Raw genomic sequence first — 21,037 nt, 5'->3', positions numbered from 1 at the left:
CCGTTGCTGTGGGTCGGAGGTCTAAGCTAGGCCAGGGTGTGGGAGCGGTCTACTGTCAGAAATTACAGGTAGAGGGCTTTATCCGACCAACGGTCAGTGCTTCACCACTGCAACAACCGCCCGTGCGGCGGCTCTTTCATGACGATAAAACCGTAATCGCCGAGGAGATAGATGCGGTAGTACAGATTTTCCACCAAGACTGGATACCCCTGTAGCCGACGTGCGTGGCGTTGCGTCGCTCACGTTCGGTAACGACGTTGGTGATGCACACCGAGGGCAGGTTTTCCACGAGCACACGGGCTACGGCACCCACAAAAAAAAAGCCCCGATCTCGCGACCGGGGCTCTGTCGTTTCAACTTTCGTAACTTACGAAGCCGAACGCACCGCACCTTGCGACACATTGCTCGGTTGCAGCTTGAACACGTAGAACAACACCGTCAGCAGCACCAGGAACGCCGGCCCCACATACAGCGCCACGCGGGTGTCCGGGAAGTACGCCATCAGGCCGACCACCAGCACCAGAAACGCCAGCGCAAAGTACGAGCTGACCGGGTACAGCCACATCTTGTACTTGAGGCCGGCACGTTCGCTGGCGCTCAGGCCTTTGCGGAATTTCAGTTGCGCCAGCAGGATCATTACCCAAGTCCAGATCGCGCCGAAGGTGGCAATCGAGGTCACCCAGACAAAGACTTTTTCCGGCACCAGATAGTTGAGCAGCACGCCCAGCAACAAGGCAGCAATCGACAACAGCAATGCACGACGCGGCACACCGTTGCTCGAGGTCTTGGCAAAACCGGCCGGTGCCTGGCCGTTCTGCGCCAGGCTGTAGAGCATGCGCCCGGTGCTGAAGATGCCACCGTTGCACGACGACAGCGCGGCGGTGATCACCACGAAGTTGATGATGCCGGCGGCGGTCTTGATGCCCAGACGCTCGAAGGTCATCACGAACGGGCTGCCTTGGGTGCCGATTTCGTTCCACGGGTAGATCGACAGAATCACGAACAACGCACCGACATAGAACAGCAGAATGCGCCAGAACACCGAGCCGATCGCATCGGGAATAGTCTTCTGCGGGTTCTTCGCTTCACCGGCGGTCAGGCCGATCATCTCCACGCCGAGGTAGGCGAACATGACCATTTGCAGGGACATCAGCACGCCGGTCACGCCGTTGGGCATGAAGCCGCCATGCGCCCACAGATTGGAAATCCCCAGCGCCACGCCGTCATTGCCGAACCCGAAGGCGATGATGCCAACGCCGCCGATGACCATGGCAATGATGGTGACAATCTTGATCAAGGCGAACCAGAATTCGAATTCACCGAAGGCCTTCACCGCGATCAGGTTGACCGAACCCATGCTGATCAACGCGGCCAGCGCCCAGATCCAGCGCGGCACATCGGGAAACCAGATGCCCATGTAAACGGCCACCGCGGTGATTTCCGCAACACAGGTCACCAGCCACAGAAACCAGTAGTTCCAGCCCGTGAGGAAGCCCGCCAATGGGCCGAGATAGTCTTGCGCGTAGCGGCTGAACGAGCCGGCGACCGGGTTATGCACGGCCATCTCACCGAGGGCGCGCATGATCACCAGGATCGCCAGGCCACCCAGAATGTAGGACAGCATGATCGCCGGGCCAGCCATTTCGATGGCCTTGGCGGAACCTAAAAACAGACCGACGCCGATACAGGCGCCGAGTGCCATCAGGCGAATATGCCGTTCGCCGAGTTCGCGTTTGAGCGGACCGCCCTGAGCGGTGTCGCCGTGAGGCAGGTGATTGCCAACTGGCATAGGGGTGCAACCTCGTCTTGTTATTGGATTTGACCACCGAGTATCGAAGCGTCGGCCGGTAAGCCTTGGCTACTGTGAAACCGCGCCTGCCTCGTGGGCAGACGCGTCTTGCAGGACCACCTGCAAGATCAGCGGGGCGTGCAGTATAAAAAGCCTTGGGCAGGCGTTTTCACTCTATAAACCACAACATTCAGCGACAACTCTCGGTTAAAGCGCGGTTTGCGGAGAGGCTTTACCTGCTTAGCGTAGGATTATTCGCCGCTGAAAAAGCCGCCGAGTATTGCACAGCATTGGTGCATCGTCATGTGTCCGCTTGGCCACCTTCACTGCTGACCGGCCTCTATTGCGGCCACTCAGATCTCCCTCGCCACAAAGTTTGCTCCAGGCTCATTTTCGCTCCGGCACCCGCCTTCCAGATTAATTCAGCAACTCCCCTCCCCCATCCCGCACATTTTTTTCACCACCGGCAACCACCGTCTAAGCTTCAGACAAGTCCGATCAATCTGCGTGAATGGATCAATCGACTATGGGCGCTTTGTGGCAAACCGATTCGAGTAAAGCCGTGGTTCCGACTGAACGAGTGGATGAAGCGCCTGTCCCTGAAAAACCCCGCCGCAACCGGCATGGGTGGAAGGCTTTCTGGTTGTTGCTGGTGATAATCGCGATCGTCGTGGGGCTGGCTGCGTCCAGGGAAATGCGCACTTCGCGCTTCCAGTCTCGCGAGCTCAGCCAGTACGCCGCGTCACTGACGTACACCCTCGAACCCGGTCCCAGCGAAGCCATTCGCTATCCGGGCAATGGGCCGTTTGATCTGCGCCTGGGTTACAGCTCGCTGGATGAATTTCTGCCACGCCTGCTCAAACGCAATTACGTCATCACCGAGCAGGCGCGGTTTTCCCCGGCGCTGCTCAGCTACACCGACAAAGGCCTGTTCGTGCCGTATTCCGAGAAGATTCAGGCCGGGCTGTCGATCACCGATTGCCGGGCTGCGCCGCTGTACAAGTACAACTATCCGCAACAGCTCTACTCAAGTTTCGACGCCATCCCGCCCGTGGTGGTCAGCAGCCTGTTGTTCATCGAAAACCGTTTTCTGCTTGACCCGAAACAGCCGCTGGCCAACCCGGCGGTGGACTGGCCGCGCTTCGGCATGGCCGCATGGTCGCAAGTGGCGAAGCTGCTGAACCTGCCGGGCCAGTCGGCGGGCGGCAGTACGCTGGCGACGCAATTGGAAAAGTACCGGCATTCCCCGGATGGCCTGACGGTGTCCGGTGCCGAGAAGCTGCGGCAGATGATGTCCGCCAGCGTACGCGCCTATCAGGCCGGCCCGCAAACCCTGGTGGCACGGCAGAACATCGTGCGTGACTACCTCAACAGCGTACCGCTCTCGGCGGTGCCGGGGCATGGCGAAGTGCATGGCATGGCTGAAGGCTTGCGCGTGTGGTACGGCAGCGACTTCAACCAGGCCAACGAACAACTGAACAACCCGGCCACCGATGCAAAAACCATGGCCGCCAAAGGCTTGGTCCTGCGTGAAATGCTCTCGCTGATGATCGCCCAGCGCCGTCCTTCGCATTACCTGACCAAGGGCCGCGACGAACTCGCCAACCTTACCGACAGCCACTTGCGCCTGCTCAAGCAGAACGCTGTGATCGACAGCGCCCTGGCCGATGCCGCGCTTGCCAGCAAGGTCACTTACCGCGACTGGCAGACCCAGCCGACCCTTCAACCCATCGAAACCAACAAGGGCATCAGCGTCGCTCGCAGTCGTCTGGCGAGCATGCTCAACAGGCCGCTGTACGACCTCGATCGCCTCGATCTCTCGGCTACAAGTACCCTGCAGGGCGACCTGCAAACCCAGGCCACCGCTTACCTGAAAAAACTCGCCGACCCGGCCTATGCCGCTGAAATCGGCTTGCTGGGTGAACGCCTGCTGACACCGACCAGCACCACACAAGTGCGCTACAGCTTCACCCTCTTCGAACTGACCGCGGACGGATCCCGCGTACGGGTGCAGACCGACAGCACCGACCAGCCGTTCGACATCAACGAAGGCAGCAAACTCGAACTCGGCTCCACGGCGAAAATGCGCGTGCTCACCACTTACCTGCAAATCATCGCCGAGCTGCACGACAAGTACGGCGCCATGAGCGTGCCGGAACTGAAGAAAGTCGAAGTTCCCGATCAGGACCGCTTGAGCCAGTGGGTCATCGATTACCTGATCCAGAACAAGGATCACGACCTGTCGACGCTGCTCGGTGCAGCCCTTGACCGCAAATACTCGGCGAGCCCCGGCGAAGCGTTTTTCACCGGCGGCGGACTGCACACGTTCCACAACTTTCGCAAGGAAGACAACGGCCGCCTGCCGACCCTGCGCGATGCCCTGCGCGAATCGATCAACCTGCCGTTCATTCGCCTGATGCGCGACGTGGTGCGCTACGTCACTTATTCGGGGCCCAACAGCAGTGCCGAACTGCTCAAGGATGATCGTGACCCGCGCCGGCAGGAATACCTGGCGAATTTCGCCGACCGCGAAGGCACGGCGTTCCAGCTCAAGTTCTGGAAAAAATACAAAAACAAAGACACTCAGGCGCGCCTCGACACCTTCCTCGACAGCATGCGCCCGACGCCGATCCGCATGGCCGCCGTGCATCGCTACCTGCTGCCCGAGGCCAGCCAGGAAGACTTCAACACCTTCGTGCGCTCACACCTCAAAGGCGCCAGGCTCAGCGAAAAACTCACCGATGATCGCCTGATCCGCCTCTACGATGCCTACGGCCCCGGCAGTTTCGATTTGCCCGATCAAGGCTTCATCGCCAAGGTGCATCCGCTGGATCTGTGGATGATGGGCTACCTGTTGCATCACCCGGACGCGACCTTCAGCGAGATCGTCAAGGCCAGTCACTTCGAGCGTCAGGAAGTCTACAGCTGGCTGTTCAAGAGCAAGCACAAGGGCGCTCGCGACAGTCGTATTCGCACCATGCTCGAGATCGAAGCGTTCCTCGAGATTCACCAGCGCTGGCAGAAAGTCGGCTATCCGTTCGATCATCTGGTGCCATCGCTGGCCACCGCCATTGGCAGCTCCGGTGACCGCCCGGCCGCACTGGCCGAGTTGATCGGCACCATTCTCAATGACGGCGTGCGCATGCCGACGCTGCGCATCGACAGCCTGCATTTCGCCGCCGGCACGCCCTACGAAACACAACTGGTCAATGACCCGCATGTCGGCAAACGGGTGATGCCGTCCGAGGTCGCCACGGCCATGCGCGAGGCGCTGTCGCAAGTGGTCGACGCCGGTACGGCAAAACGTGTTTCCGGCAGTTTCAAACTGGCTGATGGCAGCCCACTGGCCATGGGTGGCAAAACGGGGACCGGTGACAACCGCATCGAAGCCATCGGTTCGGGCGGACGCATCCTCAGTTCGAAGTCGATCAACCGCACGGCGACGTTCGTTTTCTTCATCGGCGATCACCATTTCGGCACCCTCACCGCGTTCGTTCCGGGGCGCTCGGCGGAGAACTTCAAGTTCACCTCGGCCCTGCCAGTGCAGGTGCTCAAGGGCATGGCACCGATTCTGACGCCGTATCTGCAACCGGGCAGCGACTCGCAATGCAAGCCGACACAGACCGCCAGCGTGGCGATGCTCGAAGCGCCGCGCCTTACAGCGAGGTAACAAATCGTGTCGGCTTTTTCTGCATCAGGGTGACGAATTTTCGCTTCGGCGGGTGGTATTTATATATTTTTCAGATTCGAATTTTCGTCGAATTGGCGCTGCGCAACGCGGTTTGCCTCCCGATCTTTGAACTTTTGTTTTGCCCTGCCCTGAGTAGGCTGATCACTCCTCAACAATCAAGGATGATTGGCCATGTCTCTCTCTCCCCTGCCTGCGCAAACCGCGGACAAAGGACGGCACTACGAATTCATCAAGTCGGCCGTCAACGACACCTTCAAAACCGCCACCGTCAGCCGAGGCCTCGCGCTGGCAGCCTCGCCTCTGAAGAATGAAGCCTGGTACACCAACGCGCCTTCCGCGTATCTGAGCAAACTCGCTGTGGCCAACCTCAAGGCCTGGGGTTCGCAGAACCAGGTTGACCATCTGCTGGCGAAAACCGATCTCTACGCTTTCGCCGAGCCGCTGCTCAAGGCGAAAATCAAGGAGCGGCACGGCATCGAGCTGGACGTCAAAAACACCTTTCTACGCCTGTACCTGCCCAAGGACAAACCGTGGTACGCCATCGATGTTTCCACAGGCAGCGTGACCCGCACCGTCTCATTGCTGGATGCCGCCCTGCACAACTTCGCCAGCAGTGAAACGGTCGGCCATGGCTCGGACTACATCAGCAAACCCGATGAACGCGGTCTGTTCGATATCGTGCCGATCAAAAGCGCCATGCCGATCAGCCAGTTTCAGACGCTGTGCCGCGATCTGGATATCGGCGCGCAGTATAAAAAACACCTGGAAAGTTACCTGCTGCCCGGCGAAGCGCTGGCCGAGAGCGTGTTGCAATACAAGGTCAACGAGAGCCAGAAGGACGCCCTCGCCGTTGCGGCGCACCTGGCGCTGATCAAGGATGACATCCAGTACGACGCCTACAAAATGCTCTTGAGCCTGACCGAAGAGAAACCGCAACTGATGCTCAATGGCCGTTCGATGCAGTGCTCCGACCTGACGCTGCTGGGCACCCGGCTGACCGGGATCCTGCTGCTGACGCACACGGTCTCGGACAACCGTGGCGTGCGACGCCTGATCGTCTACATCCCCCACGACCCGGATCATCCGCTCAAGGAATACGCCTCTCTGAAAGCTTTCCGTGATGAATTGGCGCGCCAGTTTCGCGAAGACCGGCTCAGCGAGACGACCCGACAAACCTACCGCCAGTTCTTCAGTCAGTTTGTCGACCATCAGCAGCGCGGACACTTCTTTGCCGAGCTGGAACAACGGCTGTTCGTGGTCAGGTATCACCCGCGCCAGGATCCCACTGACCAGCGACCGGCGTGGCGCAAGGACCCACTGGACAATCCCAACCTGCAGTTCGGTCGAGTGAAATTGCAGGGTGATTACTGGCGCCACGCCTATAAGCAAAAGCTCAACAAGATCCTCAACGACGCGCGGGAAATTGCCGTCTCCACCGCCGACACCGACAGCAAGGCGCGCTGGGCGTGGTGGGACAACTTCAAGAAAATCCTGTCGGACATTTTCAACGTGGCGCTGCTGATTGCCACACCGTTCGTGCCGGGGCTGGGCGAGCTGATGTTGGCCTACACCGCCTACCAACTGACCAGCGACGTCATCGAAGGCATCGTCGATCTGGCCGAAGGGCTTTGGCAAGAAGCTGCCGGGCATGTCATCAGCGTGGTCACCGACATCATTCAGTTTGCCGCCTTCGCCGCCGGCGCACAGATCGGCAAAACCTTTTGGGTCAAACTGTCGTCGCTGGTAGACGGCATGAAACCGGTCAAGCTGCCCAATGGCAAAAACAGCTTGTGGCACCCGGACCTTGGTCCTTACGAACGCAATGAACTGATGCTCCCGCCCGGCGCCAAACCCGATCGCCATGGCCTGCATCAGTACGGCAACGAACACGTCCTGCCGCTGGAGGGCAAGCTGTACGTCGTCGAAAAAGCCTCGCCTGAAGCGACGTCCAATACCCACCGCATCAAACACCCGACCCGCACCAACGCCTACCGACCGCAAATCGAACCCAACGGCCACGGCGCCTGGGTGCATGAAGTGGAAACGCCCCAAGACTGGCCGAATGACGCGCTGATGCGGCGACTGGGCCACAGCGTCGAACGGTTTTCGCCCGCGGAACTTGAGCAGATCCGCATCGGCAGCGGCACCGATCACAACGCCCTTCGTCAGATGCATATCGACAACAGCCCGCCTCCGCCGCTGTTGACCGACACGGTCAGGCGCTTCAGCGCCTACGATGATGTACTCACGGCGGCTGCCGACATCCGCGCTGGCCGCCCGATCGATCCACAGGCCGTCTGGCTGGAACCGCTGTTGACCGGATTACCGGGCTGGCCTTACAGCAAAGCGCTGGAAGTGTTTGCCGATGCCAGCCTGAGCGGTTATTCGCGCAAGTACGGCAATCCACAGGCTGCACCGGCGGATACCTTGCGCATCAGCCTCAACGATCTGAATGCGGGCCAGTTGCCGGATCGCGTGGCGAACTTCCTCACCGATGAAGAATTCAACCATCTGCTGGGCCCGGACATTCCCTGGGACGAGCGCGTCGCGGCTTTGCGCAATCGGCTCGCCAATGCCGTCGATGAGCGCCGTGGCGAGGTATCCCGTCATGTCTATCAAGCAGGGGAAAGATCAGATAAAGCCGACATCAGAATCGTCAAACAGACCTTCCCTGACCTGCCGCTGCCGCTTGCCGAAAAACTCGTGGCCCAGGCCAGCCCCAGCGAACTGAAAAGAATCGCCGATGAAAAACGCCTGCCGTTGCGCCTCAAGGTCCAGGCCCGCGAAATGGCTTTTGAAGCCTGCACCACCCGCGCCTACGAGGGCTTTTATCATGACGAGCTGATGACCGCAGACAGTGAACGCCTCGCCCTCAATACCCTCAGGCTCAACACCGACACCTTTGCCGATCTGCGTCTGGAAGTGCGCGACGGCACCTACGACGGGCCACTGCGCTGCAGTGTCGGACCCGATGATGCAAGCGTCGTCAGGCGCCTGATCCGCGACCAACAGGGTCGCTATGAAGTGCTCGACGCAGGCAACCGTACGCTGCATGACGCGGATGATTTCTACGAGTCGATTCTGCAGGCCGTGCCTGCCGAAACATTACCAGCCGTGGGTTACCGGCACGGTCAGGGACGCCCGCTGAAACTGTGGATCATGGAAGAGGCTGCCGCCCCTGCGCAGCGCCGGACCGCGCTGGCAGAACCGCCGATCCGCCCAGTGGCGACGATCGAGACCGAAACGCTGGTGCGCGGTTGGCCGTGGTTCTGGGCTGAACCGACGCCGGAACAACGCATCAGTACGCTCTACCCGAAAATGAACACAAGAGAGGTGAACGCCTTCATTGAAGTCTTGCAGCGCAAGAGCGACGGCAATGCGGTCGATGCGATTGCCAAGCTGGAAAGCGAACGCAAGGAATTTCACAGTGCATTGCAGAAATGGCGTGACGACCATCCCGCCGGACTGGACGACGCTGGAGATCCGGCCTACGGAGCGTCCGTGGACTACATGCAAAACGGCGGCCTGCACATCGAAGAACAGCTGATCGAATGTTTCGAGCGCAAAAGCGATCCGTTCGGTGAGCGCAGCCTAGATCCCGATCAAGGCTATACGCTGGACCTGAGCTCCGAACTCAGAACTTATGATCTCGAACGCTGGTGGAAAGATCTGCGCAAGCGACCCGACATCAAGGTGCACCTCGACAAGATCACCTCACTGCGCATCAACAGAGCATCCCTCTCGGCAGATCCCGAGGGATTGCTCGGCAGCTTCCCTCATCTGCGTCAATTGAGCGCCCGCCAGTGCAAGCTCGAAGAGATACCCTCCAGCATCGGCCGGATGCGTCAACTCGAAGACCTGGATCTGGCCGATAACCGCATCGGCTCGGCGCCTCAACTCAAGGAACTGGTGCGTCTGCGCACCCTCAACCTCAACGGCAACCCCTTGCACCTGCCTCCGGATGTCGGGCGGATGTACCGGCTCGAAGAGCTGAGCCTGGCTAACACCGACATCCAGACCTGGCCCGAGGGGCTGTTCAAGGTGGGCAGCGTTGACCGACAGCGACCGCGCAGTTTCATGCTCGATATGCGACAGGCGCCGATCAACACCTTGCCCGAGGTCACGCCGGGCACCGAACAGGCGTTCGTTCTCAGTCGCGCGCGTTTTGGTTTATCGGGACTCACCAATGAAGACCGCGTGCGTTTTGGCCAATACCGGGAGTCTTCAGGGTTTGCTTTTGAGCAGCGTTATTCACAGGCAATCAAAACCGAGCTTCGCCATTGGCAAGTCTCTTCCGATGAGCCGGGCGGTTTCAGCCCCTCATCAGCGTTCAGCAAATATCGCGAAGAAACCTGGCATGACCTGATGGCCGAGCCGGACTCCGCCGGTTTTTTCAGCGTGATTGCCAAGCAAAGAGAGAGCGCGGATTACCGGACCCATCACGGTCGCCGGCAGTTGACCCGACGCGTCTGGGAAATGGTCGAAGCCGCCGCCCTCGATTCAGAGCTGCGCGAAAAACTGTTCAGACAGATTGTGTCACCGGAGGACTGCGGCGATCTCGGAGCGCAACTGTTCAACTCACTGGGAATGAAAGTGCTGGTGTCCAAAGCCTATACAGCGCCGACATCGGCCCAGGTGCTGGACAACACCCTCGTACGCCTGGCCCGCAGTGCTGCGCGGCTGGACTTGGTGAGCGACGAGGCTCGCGTGGAATACAGCAGCCAGGTGCAACAGAACCTGATCGATCCGAGAAAGCCTGCACCGGATGAAGTAGAAATTCATCTGGCATTCGAAACCGGCCTGGCGCAAAGACTGGAACTGCCCTGGCAATCGGAAGGCATGCGCTATCAGCCTCGATCCGGAGTCAATGACGCAGAGATCGAACTGGCTCACCGAATGATCATGAGTCGGGAACAGGGCGACGGGTTGGTCAATAAAATGATCAACCTGTCTTCAGACAACTTCTGGGAGCGTCATCTGCGCAAGACCCACCCGACGCAATACGAGCGTAATGATCAACTGTTCGAGAACAAACTCGAATGGCTGGATGAATTGCAAGAGGTAAAAGAGCAATGGGCTGGCCTCAAGGATCGGCGTCAGATCAAACCACTGTCGGAAAAACTGGAAAGCCTGGCCAATCAACTCGGCCTTTCCGTGGAAGACATGCTCAAAGACGAGCCCCTGGCCCCAGAGCTATACAAGGCTCAGCTGGAAAAAATCGGCTACCAGCGCAATGAACTGTCCCGCCAACTGACCCGGGAAGCGATGAGGATCGCCGACCTTTGACAGCCGGTGTACCACCCGGCCGGCCCCTCAGGGGCTGGCCGGAATCAGACCATTGGCCAGACCGCGCTCATTCTGCCCCCGGCGCCCTGGCGGTGAACATCAGCACCACCGTGCCTTGGTAATCCCCGGAGAGATACCCCCCTTCCGGCTCGATTGGATCGATCTTCAACGCCACGCGTTTGCCGCCAGCGGCTTCTTCCTCGGACAGCACCTGGCGCGGGGTGGCGTGCGAACTCAGCTCGACATCATTGAAAGAGACCCGCAGATCGATCACTCCGCCGGGGCGGCCATTCTCCAGATAGGGGTCGAAGGCCAGACGCGCTTCAATTGCGCTGCTGTCATGGCGCACATCGAAATTCCTCTGCAGCCCGTTCAGGGTTGAACGCGGGTAGTCCCATTCAAGGCGCTGCGGTCGGTGAATCCAGTCCGGTTCTGCCGGAATGATGTAGAACGGGCGGCTGGGAATGGTCAGGGACACTTCGAAGGTGTGTTCTTCGCGCGCGGCCCACGCCCCGGCGCCGGTCAGCGCAGTGGCGGCCATCAGCGCGGCGGCGGTGCATTGCTTGATCATGTTGGTTACCCGATGCGTCAATGGAAAACAAACCTAGCGACTGGCGATCTTGATGGTTTTCTTCTCGCTGCCTTCGATCAGGAAGAAGCGGTATTCGCGGCCCTTTTCCTTGTCGAAGGCAAAGGTCTTGCCCGCCAGCACATGGTGTTTGGTGGTCGCGCCGCAGTCGTTTTCCTTGCTCAGCGAACAGCTTTTGAATTCATCGACGATCAGCGCGGTATTGCCATCGTTGCGCAGTTCGTAGCGGCTGTCGGTGTCATTGATGACGGTGGCATAACGCGCATCCTTGGGCCGCACAAAGAAGATCGTGCCGAAGCCTGTCATCACGTTGACCCCGGCCGAGAGCGAGTTTTTATAGTCTTCGCGCTCCTCGCTGCTGACCACAAAGTCGTCTTCCTTTTCCGGCACCACCGGGACAAAACGCACGCGGAAATAACGCTCGCGGTCACGCTCGCCCATGTACAGCAAACGCGTGCCCTGCATGCCCTGCGCCGGGACGATCAGCCGCGCCGGGCTGGCCATCACGCCATTGCGCGACGCGCCATCGGCGGCGTTTTTCACAGGCACTTCCTGCGGCACGCCATCGGCGCCGTAGATGATCTCCAGCACATTGATCTTGACGAACGCCGTGGCGTCGCCACTGTTGAACACCCGTTTCAGGTAGGTACTTTTATCGGCGTCGAGATAGTCGTAGACGGTGCCGACATTGATTTGCGGACCGGCCTGCGCCGTCAGGCAAAACACGCTGAGCACGCCCAGCAGAAAACCACGGTTCATCGCGTTCAACTCCATGAATATCGAAAGGGGTTTGACTGGCGTGCTCACACATCCGAGTCCCAGATAATGGTGATGTTGCCGCGCAGCCGGTCGTTCTTGCCGGGGCGCAGGAGAAAATCGATGGCCGAAGGTTCCAGCTCGAAATGCAGCGTGCCGGGCTTGCGATCCACATAGATGCCGGGCTGGAACGGGCCCATCCAGTTGTTGACATTCAATGGAATTCTGTTGACCGGGCCATTGCCGGGGCCGTCGATTCCCGCGGGCAAAGTCATCGAGACATTGACCCTTGTGGTGTCGCCCAAGGGGCTGCCAAGGTTGCAGTACGGCCCGCCCTGGGAACTGCACAGCATCATCACCTTGAAGCGCGAAGACGCCGAGAGGAAGAACGGTTGATCGCGGAAGATCCTTCTCGGCTTGCGCCCGCTGTCGAGCCACGGCGCCCAGCCGCCTTCGGGTTCCAGCGAGACTTTATTGCCACCCGGTGGCAGATCGACCTTGAGGGTGTGCTGGACGTCCAGCACGAAGTCGAGGGTCAACTGGCTGTCATCCGGGAACATCATGTAGCCCATATGGAAATCAGCCCCTGGCCCCATGGTGTAGGTGATGGATCCGGTATACAGACCGCTCGACATGCTCAACGGGTTAGGCGTCTTTAGCTCATACGAAAAATCCAGCTTGTCGAAGTACATCGAGGGGATACGGAAAACGGTATTTTTGGTGCAGGACGCCTCCACTGGGGTATGCCAGAAAAAACGATAGGTCGTGTCGGAATACCCCGCCAAGCCGCTACCGACACAAGGCGTCGGGGCATAAAGCCACCCTGTTTCAGATCTCCAGAGCTTGTCATGTGCCTGCGCGGCGTTCGATATTCCAGTGAGCTCCTGCACCCGATCACTCAGAACATATGTGGAGCCGATGCCGGTAATACGTACCTCGACGCTCTCCGTTTCCTGGGTATCCTGATTCGTGATCGTCAACCGTCGCCAATCTGCGGGGACTTGCAACGAGATACCGTCACCCGGTACGAGTGAGCGGTTTGCGGTGTACCGAACTGGCAACTCGATGCTGAACATTTTGCCGTCAGCGCATTTGCCGGGAAAAGCCACGCAATAGCCGCTATTGGGTGTCTGGTTGACGAACAGGTTCTTGCCCGGCTGCGAAGGATCGGGTTGAAACTGCGCACGGATTTCCTGATTGATCGCTTGTGCCGTGGGCATGGCCAGCGCCAGCACCCATGCACAACCACCTGTAAATATCTTCATGGAATCAACCTGCCTTCTGTTCGGTAGAGGTGGCGTCAGCGAGCGTGTCCGGCGTGCAGCGCAGATCGCCGATCATCAGCACATTGTTTTCGCTGCGATGGTCGGACTCGTTGAGGCGGAACTGGCAGAGCAACTGGTTGCCCTGACGCACTTCAAGGGTCGGTGAACCGGCGTTCATTTCCATCGAGAAGAACCCGTCGACTTCGGTCACCCCTCGGCTGGCGTGGTTGATCACGTGGTGGCCCTTGAGCGGCCGCCCTTGGCCATCCACCAGTCGGCCGAGCACGGTCAGGGTTTTCATCACGCGGACCTTGCGGTACTCCACCCCGCCCTTGTTCAGGTGATAGCGGGTGCGCGGTGGTTCGATGGTCGCCGCCGGCACGTGGTTGCCCTCGAAGTCGAAACTCACCGAGCTGTTCTGGTATGCGGTGATCGGGATGAAATTGCGCCCCGGCTTCAACACCGAACCGCCACCGGTGTAATCGTCGGCGCGCAGGACGATGTCCTCGATGTCCGACTCGACGTCGACGATCAGCCCGGCGCCGCGCACTTCGGTCTGGCTGGTCATGAGCACTTGCTGTCCGCCAACCACCAGCGTGCTGTCGAGGTTGAGGCCGCCGGTGAAGTTGCCGTTGTAGGAGGAGCGCTGGATAAAGCCGTCACCGTTGACCGCATCGGTGCGGAAGTTGGCCAGGCTCGATACGCCCACGCCATACGTGTCGGTGAGTGCCGTGAGCGACACGTTCTGCAGGACGTGATCCTGAAAGTCCTTGCGCCAGCCGAGCGAGGCATTGTTGTCACGCGCGCCATCACGGGCCGTGCGCGAACCGATACTGCCGGTGATCTGCTGACCGGGTGCGCCGAGCGCCATGTTGATGCTCAGGTCGACCCCGCGATTGCGCGCATCGCCGCTGCTGAAACTGCCCGGTCGATCAAAAATCGACAGGCGCCAACTGGCATCGCTGCCCAGCACCATCACGCGCTGGGTCCAGCCCAGATCCACGCCCATGCCTTCGACGTTGCCCTCGCTGTGCGAGACCCGCGCGTTGACCGAACTCTTGCTGCTGAGGCGATGGTTGAGCGCCAGCGATGAATTGCTGGTCTGGCCGACGAACACATTACGCGGGCGCACCCGGGTGCCGTCCGGCAACGTATCGTAGGTATTGGTGGTGTCGAGCCAACTGCGGTTATGGCTGACGACAAGACTGCCGGAGCCATAGTTGTAAAGGCTTTGCAGATCGAGACCGGTGCCGTAATCCTCGGTCTTGTAGACGTTGGCGTACAGGTTGATGTGATTGGCCAGGGTCCAGTCGATGGACGTGCCGTATTGCAGTTTTTCGCGAATCTGCCGCGCCGACAGCCCGAGAATCACCCGCGGATGCAGCAGGTAATTCACCGACGCGCCCGCCGTCGGGCTTCCGCTGGCCTGGGTGTCCCAGTTGCTCAGCAGTTTCTGTTCTTCGCCGGCGAAGACGTTGTAGCGCCAGCGCTCGTCGAGGTTGCGCCAGTTGTTGGGCTTGTACACCAACTCCTGGGTGGTAGAAGTGATCTGGCCGTCTTCGATCAGGCGCACTTCCACTTCATAGATGCCGCCGGGCAGCGGCCGGGTGTCGAGGGTCTGCAAACCGGCCGGCACCGACTGCGTATTGATCAGCAGACCGTCGCGCCAGATCTCCACCGAACCCTGGCGGTTGGCGGTGACATAAATCGGATAAACACTGGGCATCGGGCTGTTGATGGCCAGGCTGTCGGAGCTGCCGTACATCACACCGACAGCGGTGTCGGGGCTGGTGCCGAACGTGCGCGGCTGGCGCGTCAGCCCTTCGGAATTGGGGGTGAAATAGCCCAGACGGAAAAAACTGCCTTGCAGTTCGCGCTGGGTGTGCAGCTCTTGGATGGCGTGATAAAGCTTGTCGTCCGGACCGCCAAGACGCGCCACTTGCAGATTGAGCGTCTGGCTCCAGTTGCCCAGGCTTGAACTGGCTTCGAGGCCGAAACGTCCGCCGAGATCCTGATCCTGACCACCGTTGAGGTTGAGTTGGTTACGCACCATCAAGCCGTGACTGCCGCTGTCGGGCTGTGCGTAATAACGCTTGGCCTCGACATCGCGTTCGGCGTTCTCGGTGAGAATCGAGACCAGCGAACTTTCCAGGTTGTAGTGCACCGCCAGAAACTGATCCGGGCAGGAACCGCTGCACGCCCCCAGCGGCACGCCGGGCTTGAGGTAGCTCGCCCACTTTTCACGCTCGGCGGGGCCAAGGCGGTTTTCGCTGGTGTCGGTGAATTCGAGCAGGGTAATGCGATCGTCGCGGGACAACACCACCATGGCCTCACCCAACGGCTGCTGATCGACTTCGACCCGTACCGCCAGAGGCACATCAAAGAAATGCTCTTCGAAATCCGCCGGCAAACCCTTGGCCTGCGCCAGCAGACTGCGGGGTGTGGTACCGGTGGAGTTGGACGCCACGGCTGCGCTGGCACAAAACAACAGCGCAAGCGCAGCCGCGATGGGTGTCATCGGGAACATGAACTCGTACTCTGATTTACAAACAAGGAAAGTCCGGCGGGGCCAACACTACGGCCTGCCCCGCCGGTGAGCGTCACTTGTACAAGTGCACGCTTATTGCCCGATCAATGCGATCAGTTGCCACCAACTGGCGGCACGGCATCAAAGATCATTGCCACGGAACCGGTGTAATCACCCGGCTGGAAGTTGCTGCCTACGGCGCTGATGTTCAGCGGCGCACGGTAGTTGACGTCGGACTCCGACTCACCCACCACCAGTTGCGGAGTCAAGGTCAACTCCTTGTTGTTAAGCAGCACGCGCAGGTCAATCGAGGTATTACCGGCGATCAGTTTCGGCTGGCTTTCGAGGCTGGCGTGTACCGAACCGTTGTTGTTGCGCACATCGAAGTAACCATTGACGTCACGCATCTTGCCGGTGGTCGGCTGATAGCTCATGTCCTGGTCCTTGTTGACCAGATCCGGGTCGGTCGGCACCACATAGAAACCGTTGGTCGGCACATGAGCGACAAGGCTGATCGAGTGCGACGCTTCACCAGCGGCGAATGCGCCAGTGGAGCCCAGTGCCAGAAGAGCCAGTGGAGCGGCGATTGCGAGTTTCTTGAACATCGATATGTACCTGTTTTCTTGATAGGGGGATGAACATTGAAAGTTCAAGATAATCACTGCCCGAGTCGCTGCCCGAGTTGAGCCAGGTCAAACTTGAACTTTCAATGCCGGGGCATCATCGACTGTTACCTCTGGAAAGTAAGCAAGTAACTTCCGATAACCTCGTAGTTAAACAACCCCATGACCCGCCAGAAAAAAGAACAAAATAACGATATTCGAAACAGTAACTGTAAGCTCTCCCCTACAGACAGTTAAAGTTAAAAAACCATACAGCAACTTCGCCCCGACAGTGCGGCAACTTAGCGCCATTTAGAACATATACTCTACATCAATAGAGTGATGACTTTAACTTTCAAGTTATCGCCGACTTACATCCCGCTGAAAAATCAGCGCTTGCATTGGCCGGTCGGCTGCCACTCGTCAGCCGAGGTCGCGGCGTGGGGAAAAACGTCTTGTGCAGACCTTAAGATATATCTTAAGTTGTATCTAAACACGACGAGAGAAGACTGAAATGAGAGACCATCATTCCCCCCACCGCGAACACGGCGACGGCCGTGACGGCTTCGAGAAGCGCCCCGGACGCGAGCGCGGCGGCCGTGGCCCCCGGGTGTTCGCCCCCGGCGATCTGAAACTGCTGTTGCTGGCGCTGGTCGCCGAACAGCCGTGCCACGGCTACGACCTGATCCGCCAGATCGAAGGCATGTTCGACGGCGCGTACAGCCCAAGCCCCGGGGTGATCTACCCGACCCTGACCTTTCTCGAAGAGAGCGAACTGATCTCCGGCGACGCCGAGGGCGGCAAAAAACGCTACAGCGTCACCGAGGCCGGTCGTTTATCACTTAGCGAGCAAGCGGTCGCGCTGGACGGCGTGCGCATGCGTATCGATGTGAGCAAACGCTCACTGCGCGGCCATGATCGTCCGCCGGAAATTCACGAAGCCGTACACAACCTGCGCCATGCCCTGCAAATGCATCACGGCCGCTGGAGCGCCGCAGAAATCCTGCGTGTGCGTGACCTGCTCAACGACACCGCCAAAGCCATCGTCGACGGCCCTGCCGTTCAACCTGCCCCGGAGAAAGCCGAATGACTGCAGTCGATACCCAAACCATTCACCGCGTGATGCACGAAATCAAACGCCGCAAGTTAGAGGTTCTACGCGTCGTCGACCTCACCCCGCGCATGCGCCGCATCACCCTCGGCGGGCCGGAGCTGGCCGGGTTCATCAGCCTCGGCAGCGATGATCACGTCAAGTTGCTGTTCCCGCAGAACGCCGAACAAGCCGCCGCGCTGAAGACGATGGTGCTAGGCGCCGGCAAGGACGATGGACCGAAGCCGCCAATGCGCGACTACACCCCGCGTCGCTACGACCTCGATGCGCTGGAACTGGACATCGATTTTGTTCTGCACGGTGACGGCCCTGCGTCGACCTGGGCCGAACAGGCCCAACCCGGGCAGTTCCTGCACATCGGCGGCCCACGCGGTTCGATGATCGTCCCGGACATCTTCGACAGCTACTTGCTGATCGGCGACGAAACCGCCCTGCCCGCCATCGCCCGCCGCCTCGAAGGCCTGGCGGCCAATCGCAAGGCGCTGGTGGTGATCGAAGTGGAAAACGGCGCCGAACAGCAAGTGCTGGAAAGTGCGGCACAGGTCAATGTGATCTGGGTGTTGCGCGAGGGTGGCAAGGACAACCTGCTGACCACGGTTAAGCAATTGCAGGTGCCCAAGGGCAATCTGTATGCGTGGGTCGCGACAGAGACCAAGGTTTCGCGGCAGATCCGCCGGGTGCTGATCGATGAGCACGGGCTGGATGAGCAACTGATTAAAGCGGTCGGCTACTGGCGCGCCGAAGGCACCTCCGAAGAGGAGTAAATCCCCAGATCAAAAGATCGCAGCCTTCGGCAGCTCCTACATTGGAATGCGTACACCTGCAGGAGCTGCCGAAGGCTGCGATCTTTTGATCTTCATCGCCGTAATCGGTCCAAGCCAATGACCAACAACCCAATCACCACAAACCCCACCAATATCCCCCCGGCATTGAGCAGCACCTGTGGATAACCCAACACCGCCACATCAATGAACGGATACGCATACGCGCCGAGCAAATGCCCGCGCAGCAGCGCGTAGATGAAATACACCAGCGGATAAATCAGCCACACCGGCAGGTGCCACAAGCGCAGCGTGCCTTTCGGTACGCACAGCCACCAATAGCCAAGAAACAGCAGCGGCATCACGTCGTGCAGCAACTCGTCAGCGATAAATTGCCAACCCTGCGGGTGCCACAAATGGCGCAGCAAAATGCTGTAGGCGAGGCCGACCACCGCAATGCTCACGGCAATCCCGCTACTCACCCAGTGCTGCAAAAACCAGCGGCGCAAGGCAGATTCACGCGCGGTCACGGCGCAGGTCAGCACCGTCGCCGCCAGTGTGTTGGTCAGTATCGTGAAGTAACTGAAAAAGCTCACCAGCCCACCCAACAGGCTGGCACCGACGCTCAAACGCGCGAAGAAAATCAGGTAAAGCTGAATGCCCAAGCCTGCCCAACCCAACACAGCGGCAAGGATGATCAGGCGGCGGCGCCAACAACCGGTATCCATTTCAGAGCGGTCGCTTGGTGCGCATCAATTTCACGTACAGACGCTCGACCTTCTCCCGTGCCCACGGGGTTTTGCGCAGGAACGTCAGGCTCGACTTGATGCTCGGATCGCTCTTGAAGCAGCGAATATCAATGCGCTCGGCCAGCCCCGACCATTCGTAATGGGCCACCAGTGCGTTGAGGATCTGTTCGAGGGTGACGCCGTGCAGCGGATCGGGGGTGTGTTCGTTCATGCCAGGCCTTTGGACGAAGTGAAAATGCACAAGCCGCGCACCTTAGCCGAGGGGGTGATCGGGTGGAAGGCCTGACTTCAAATGTAGGCCAACCAGCGAAGATCGCAGGCGCCGACGCGACTCACAATGCGCCCGTTTGCCGCACTGTTACCGAATCCGAAACGCTGCATGTTCACAAAAGGACTTTGTCTTTTTGTAACAGATCATTATCCTGCCGCCCTTCCGCTGAATCGCTTCACTGCCTGCGACATATTGAAGCGCTCGAATTGCACCCCGAAAACACCAAAAAAAGACTGAGCCATGCCCGATTTTTCCTTTTACCGAGACAGCGCTATCTCAACCCTGCGCACCCTTGGCGGCTGTACCGCCCTCGGCCTTGTCACTTGCGCCCAGGCGGCACCCGCGTTCGACAGTGAATCGCCGTACATGCTCGGCGACTGGAACGGCACGCGTACCGAACTCTCGGAAAAAGGCTACGACTTCAAACTCGATTACACCGGCGAAATGGGCAGCAACCTGCACGGCGGCTACGACCACGACCGCACTGCGCGTTACAGCGATCAATTCGGCCTGGGCACGCACCTGGACCTGCAAAAGATCCTCGGCTGGGACGACGCCGAGTTTCAACTGACCATCACCAAGCGCAGCGGCAACAACATCAGCAACGACCGCATCAACGATCCGCGCGTTGGCGGCTTCACCTCGGCCCAGGAAGTCTGGGGCCGTGGCCAGACCACGCGCCTGACGCAGATGTGGTACCAGCAGAAATTCTTCGATCAGAAACTCGACATCAAGGTCGGCCGTTTCGGCGAAGGCGAAGACTTCAACAGCTTCCCGTGCGACTTCCAGAACCTCGCGTTCTGCGGCTCCCAGGTCGGCAACTGGGTCGGCGGCATCTGGTACAACTGGCCGGTCAGCCAATGGGCCTTGCGCGTCAAATATCACCTGACCCCAGAGCTGTATGCACAGGTCGGCGCCTACGAGCAGAACCCGTCGAACCTCGATCGCGGCAACGGCTTCAAACTCAGCGGCAGCGGCACCCAGGGCGCGATCCTGCCGATCGAACTGGTGTGGACGCCGAAACTCAATGGCCTGCCGGGCGAATACCGCGCCGGTTACTACTACAGCAACGCCAACGCCAGCGACGTCTATAAAGACAGCCACGGCCAACCGGCCGCCCTCAGCGGCGAAGCCTACCGCAGCGCATCAAGCAAACACGGCGTGTGGCTGGGCATCCAGCAGCAGATCACCAGCGTGGCCAGCGACAACAGTCGCGGTTTGAGCGTGTTCGCCAACGGCACGATGCACGACAAGAAAACCAACGCGATCGACAACTATGTGCAGGCCGGCATCACCTATAAAGGCCCGTTCGATGCGCGCGCCAAGGATGACATCGGCTTCGCTCTCGCCCGCGTGCACGTCAACCCGGCCTTCCGCAAAAACGCCGAAGCCAGTAACCGCGCCAACGCCGTATACGACTACGACGACCCGTCCTTCCTGCCGCCGCAAGACACCGAATACAGCGCGGAGCTGTATTACGGCGTGCACGTGACGAACTGGCTGACCGTGCGCCCGAACCTGCAATACATCCGCCACCCCGGTGGCGTGGACAAGGTTGATGACGCCCTGATCGCGGGACTGAAGATCCAGTCCTCGTTCTAACCAACACCGCAAAAACCTGTGGGAGCTGGCTTGCCAGC

At 59.6% G+C, this 21,037-nt stretch carries 13 protein-coding genes and 1 pseudogene; 5 read left to right on the top strand and 9 right to left on the bottom strand.

Going from position 1 to position 21,037, the window contains the following annotated elements; genetic code table 11:
• Positions 1-101: 101 nt before the first annotated feature.
• A pseudogene (locus QZR14_RS11380) lies at positions 102-295 on the bottom strand (glucosyltransferase domain-containing protein); the annotation flags it as partial.
• Positions 296-367: 72 nt separating this feature from the next.
• The gene (locus tag QZR14_RS11375; RefSeq protein ID WP_250606310.1) at positions 368-1,789 is read right to left on the bottom strand and encodes an amino acid permease; all 1,422 of its coding nucleotides are present in this window, start codon (positions 1,787-1,789) and stop codon (positions 368-370) included.
• A 526-nt stretch (positions 1,790-2,315) separates the two neighbouring features.
• Between QZR14_RS11375 and QZR14_RS11370 the strand changes: the two genes are divergently transcribed.
• A complete protein-coding gene (locus QZR14_RS11370) occupies positions 2,316-5,459 on the top strand; it encodes a transglycosylase domain-containing protein (RefSeq protein ID WP_311996581.1) in 3,144 nt (1,047 codons plus the stop codon).
• Positions 5,460-5,651: 192 nt separating this feature from the next.
• Entirely contained in the window at positions 5,652-10,766 is a 5,115-nt protein-coding gene (locus QZR14_RS11365; RefSeq protein WP_311996580.1) for a dermonecrotic toxin domain-containing protein, read from the top strand.
• A gap of 67 nt (positions 10,767-10,833) precedes the next feature.
• Here the strand turns inward: QZR14_RS11365 and QZR14_RS11360 are convergent, their stop codons facing one another.
• The 5 genes from QZR14_RS11360 to QZR14_RS11340 all read right to left on the bottom strand — a co-directional run bounded on the left by QZR14_RS11360 (position 10,834) and on the right by QZR14_RS11340 (position 16,508).
• On the bottom strand, positions 10,834-11,337 hold the full coding sequence (locus tag QZR14_RS11360; RefSeq protein ID WP_311996579.1) for a CS1 type fimbrial major subunit: 504 nt from the start codon (positions 11,335-11,337) through the stop codon (positions 10,834-10,836).
• A gap of 33 nt (positions 11,338-11,370) precedes the next feature.
• Positions 11,371-12,114 (bottom strand): molecular chaperone, encoded by a 744-nt coding sequence (locus QZR14_RS11355; protein WP_311996578.1) that lies wholly within the window; start codon positions 12,112-12,114, stop codon positions 11,371-11,373.
• Between the two features lie 44 nt (positions 12,115-12,158).
• Positions 12,159-13,376 carry a hypothetical protein gene (locus QZR14_RS11350; RefSeq protein ID WP_311996577.1) on the bottom strand — a complete coding sequence of 406 codons (1,218 nt, stop codon included), beginning with the start codon at positions 13,374-13,376 and terminating at the stop codon, positions 12,159-12,161.
• Between the two features lie 4 nt (positions 13,377-13,380).
• On the bottom strand, positions 13,381-15,903 hold the full coding sequence (locus tag QZR14_RS11345; RefSeq protein ID WP_311996576.1) for a CS1-pili formation C-terminal domain-containing protein: 2,523 nt from the start codon (positions 15,901-15,903) through the stop codon (positions 13,381-13,383).
• 113 nt (positions 15,904-16,016) lie between these two features.
• Positions 16,017-16,508: a CS1 type fimbrial major subunit gene (locus QZR14_RS11340; RefSeq protein ID WP_311996575.1), complete on the bottom strand. Its 492-nt coding sequence runs from the start codon at positions 16,506-16,508 to the stop codon at positions 16,017-16,019.
• Positions 16,509-17,019: 511 nt separating this feature from the next.
• Between QZR14_RS11340 and QZR14_RS11335 the strand changes: the two genes are divergently transcribed.
• Positions 17,020-17,595 carry a PadR family transcriptional regulator gene (locus QZR14_RS11335; RefSeq protein ID WP_311996574.1) on the top strand — a complete coding sequence of 192 codons (576 nt, stop codon included), beginning with the start codon at positions 17,020-17,022 and terminating at the stop codon, positions 17,593-17,595.
• Positions 17,592-18,380 (top strand): siderophore-interacting protein, encoded by a 789-nt coding sequence (locus QZR14_RS11330; protein WP_311996573.1) that lies wholly within the window; start codon positions 17,592-17,594, stop codon positions 18,378-18,380. Before QZR14_RS11335 ends, QZR14_RS11330 begins: the two co-directional genes overlap by 4 nt.
• 92 nt (positions 18,381-18,472) lie before the next feature.
• Here QZR14_RS11330 and QZR14_RS11325 read toward each other — a convergent pair whose 3' ends face one another.
• Positions 18,473-19,105: a Pr6Pr family membrane protein gene (locus QZR14_RS11325; RefSeq protein ID WP_311996572.1), complete on the bottom strand. Its 633-nt coding sequence runs from the start codon at positions 19,103-19,105 to the stop codon at positions 18,473-18,475.
• 1 nt (position 19,106) lies between these two features.
• Positions 19,107-19,337, bottom strand: a complete 231-nt coding sequence (locus tag QZR14_RS11320) for a VF530 family DNA-binding protein (protein WP_123453874.1) — start codon at positions 19,335-19,337, stop codon at positions 19,107-19,109.
• Between the two features lie 300 nt (positions 19,338-19,637).
• Here QZR14_RS11320 and QZR14_RS11315 point away from each other — a divergent pair, with 300 nt between their 5' ends.
• On the top strand, positions 19,638-20,999 hold the full coding sequence (locus QZR14_RS11315) for a carbohydrate porin (RefSeq protein WP_311996571.1): 1,362 nt from the start codon (positions 19,638-19,640) through the stop codon (positions 20,997-20,999).
• Positions 21,000-21,037 lie beyond the last annotated feature (38 nt).

This window comes from Pseudomonas sp. rhizo66 (assembly GCF_031931925.1).
In the GTDB taxonomy this organism is placed as follows: domain Bacteria; phylum Pseudomonadota; class Gammaproteobacteria; order Pseudomonadales; family Pseudomonadaceae; genus Aquipseudomonas.
This window is presented reverse-complemented; position numbering and strand designations above follow the sequence as displayed.

What these genes read in the sequence shown, in the direction of transcription:
- QZR14_RS11375 (WP_250606310.1), bottom strand. Translation starts at nt 1,789, where the DNA reads ATGCCAGTTGGCAATCACCTGCCTCACGGCGACACCGCTCAGGGCGGT.
- QZR14_RS11370 (WP_311996581.1), top strand. Translation starts at nt 2,316, where the DNA reads ATGGGCGCTTTGTGGCAAACCGATTCGAGTAAAGCCGTGGTTCCGACT.
- QZR14_RS11365 (WP_311996580.1), top strand. Translation starts at nt 5,652, where the DNA reads ATGTCTCTCTCTCCCCTGCCTGCGCAAACCGCGGACAAAGGACGGCAC.
- QZR14_RS11360 (WP_311996579.1), bottom strand. Translation starts at nt 11,337, where the DNA reads ATGATCAAGCAATGCACCGCCGCCGCGCTGATGGCCGCCACTGCGCTG.
- QZR14_RS11355 (WP_311996578.1), bottom strand. Translation starts at nt 12,114, where the DNA reads ATGAACCGTGGTTTTCTGCTGGGCGTGCTCAGCGTGTTTTGCCTGACG.
- QZR14_RS11350 (WP_311996577.1), bottom strand. Translation starts at nt 13,376, where the DNA reads ATGAAGATATTTACAGGTGGTTGTGCATGGGTGCTGGCGCTGGCCATG.
- QZR14_RS11345 (WP_311996576.1), bottom strand. Translation starts at nt 15,903, where the DNA reads ATGTTCCCGATGACACCCATCGCGGCTGCGCTTGCGCTGTTGTTTTGT.
- QZR14_RS11340 (WP_311996575.1), bottom strand. Translation starts at nt 16,508, where the DNA reads ATGTTCAAGAAACTCGCAATCGCCGCTCCACTGGCTCTTCTGGCACTG.
- QZR14_RS11335 (WP_311996574.1), top strand. Translation starts at nt 17,020, where the DNA reads ATGAGAGACCATCATTCCCCCCACCGCGAACACGGCGACGGCCGTGAC.
- QZR14_RS11330 (WP_311996573.1), top strand. Translation starts at nt 17,592, where the DNA reads ATGACTGCAGTCGATACCCAAACCATTCACCGCGTGATGCACGAAATC.
- QZR14_RS11325 (WP_311996572.1), bottom strand. Translation starts at nt 19,105, where the DNA reads ATGGATACCGGTTGTTGGCGCCGCCGCCTGATCATCCTTGCCGCTGTG.
- QZR14_RS11320 (WP_123453874.1), bottom strand. Translation starts at nt 19,337, where the DNA reads ATGAACGAACACACCCCCGATCCGCTGCACGGCGTCACCCTCGAACAG.
- QZR14_RS11315 (WP_311996571.1), top strand. Translation starts at nt 19,638, where the DNA reads ATGCCCGATTTTTCCTTTTACCGAGACAGCGCTATCTCAACCCTGCGC.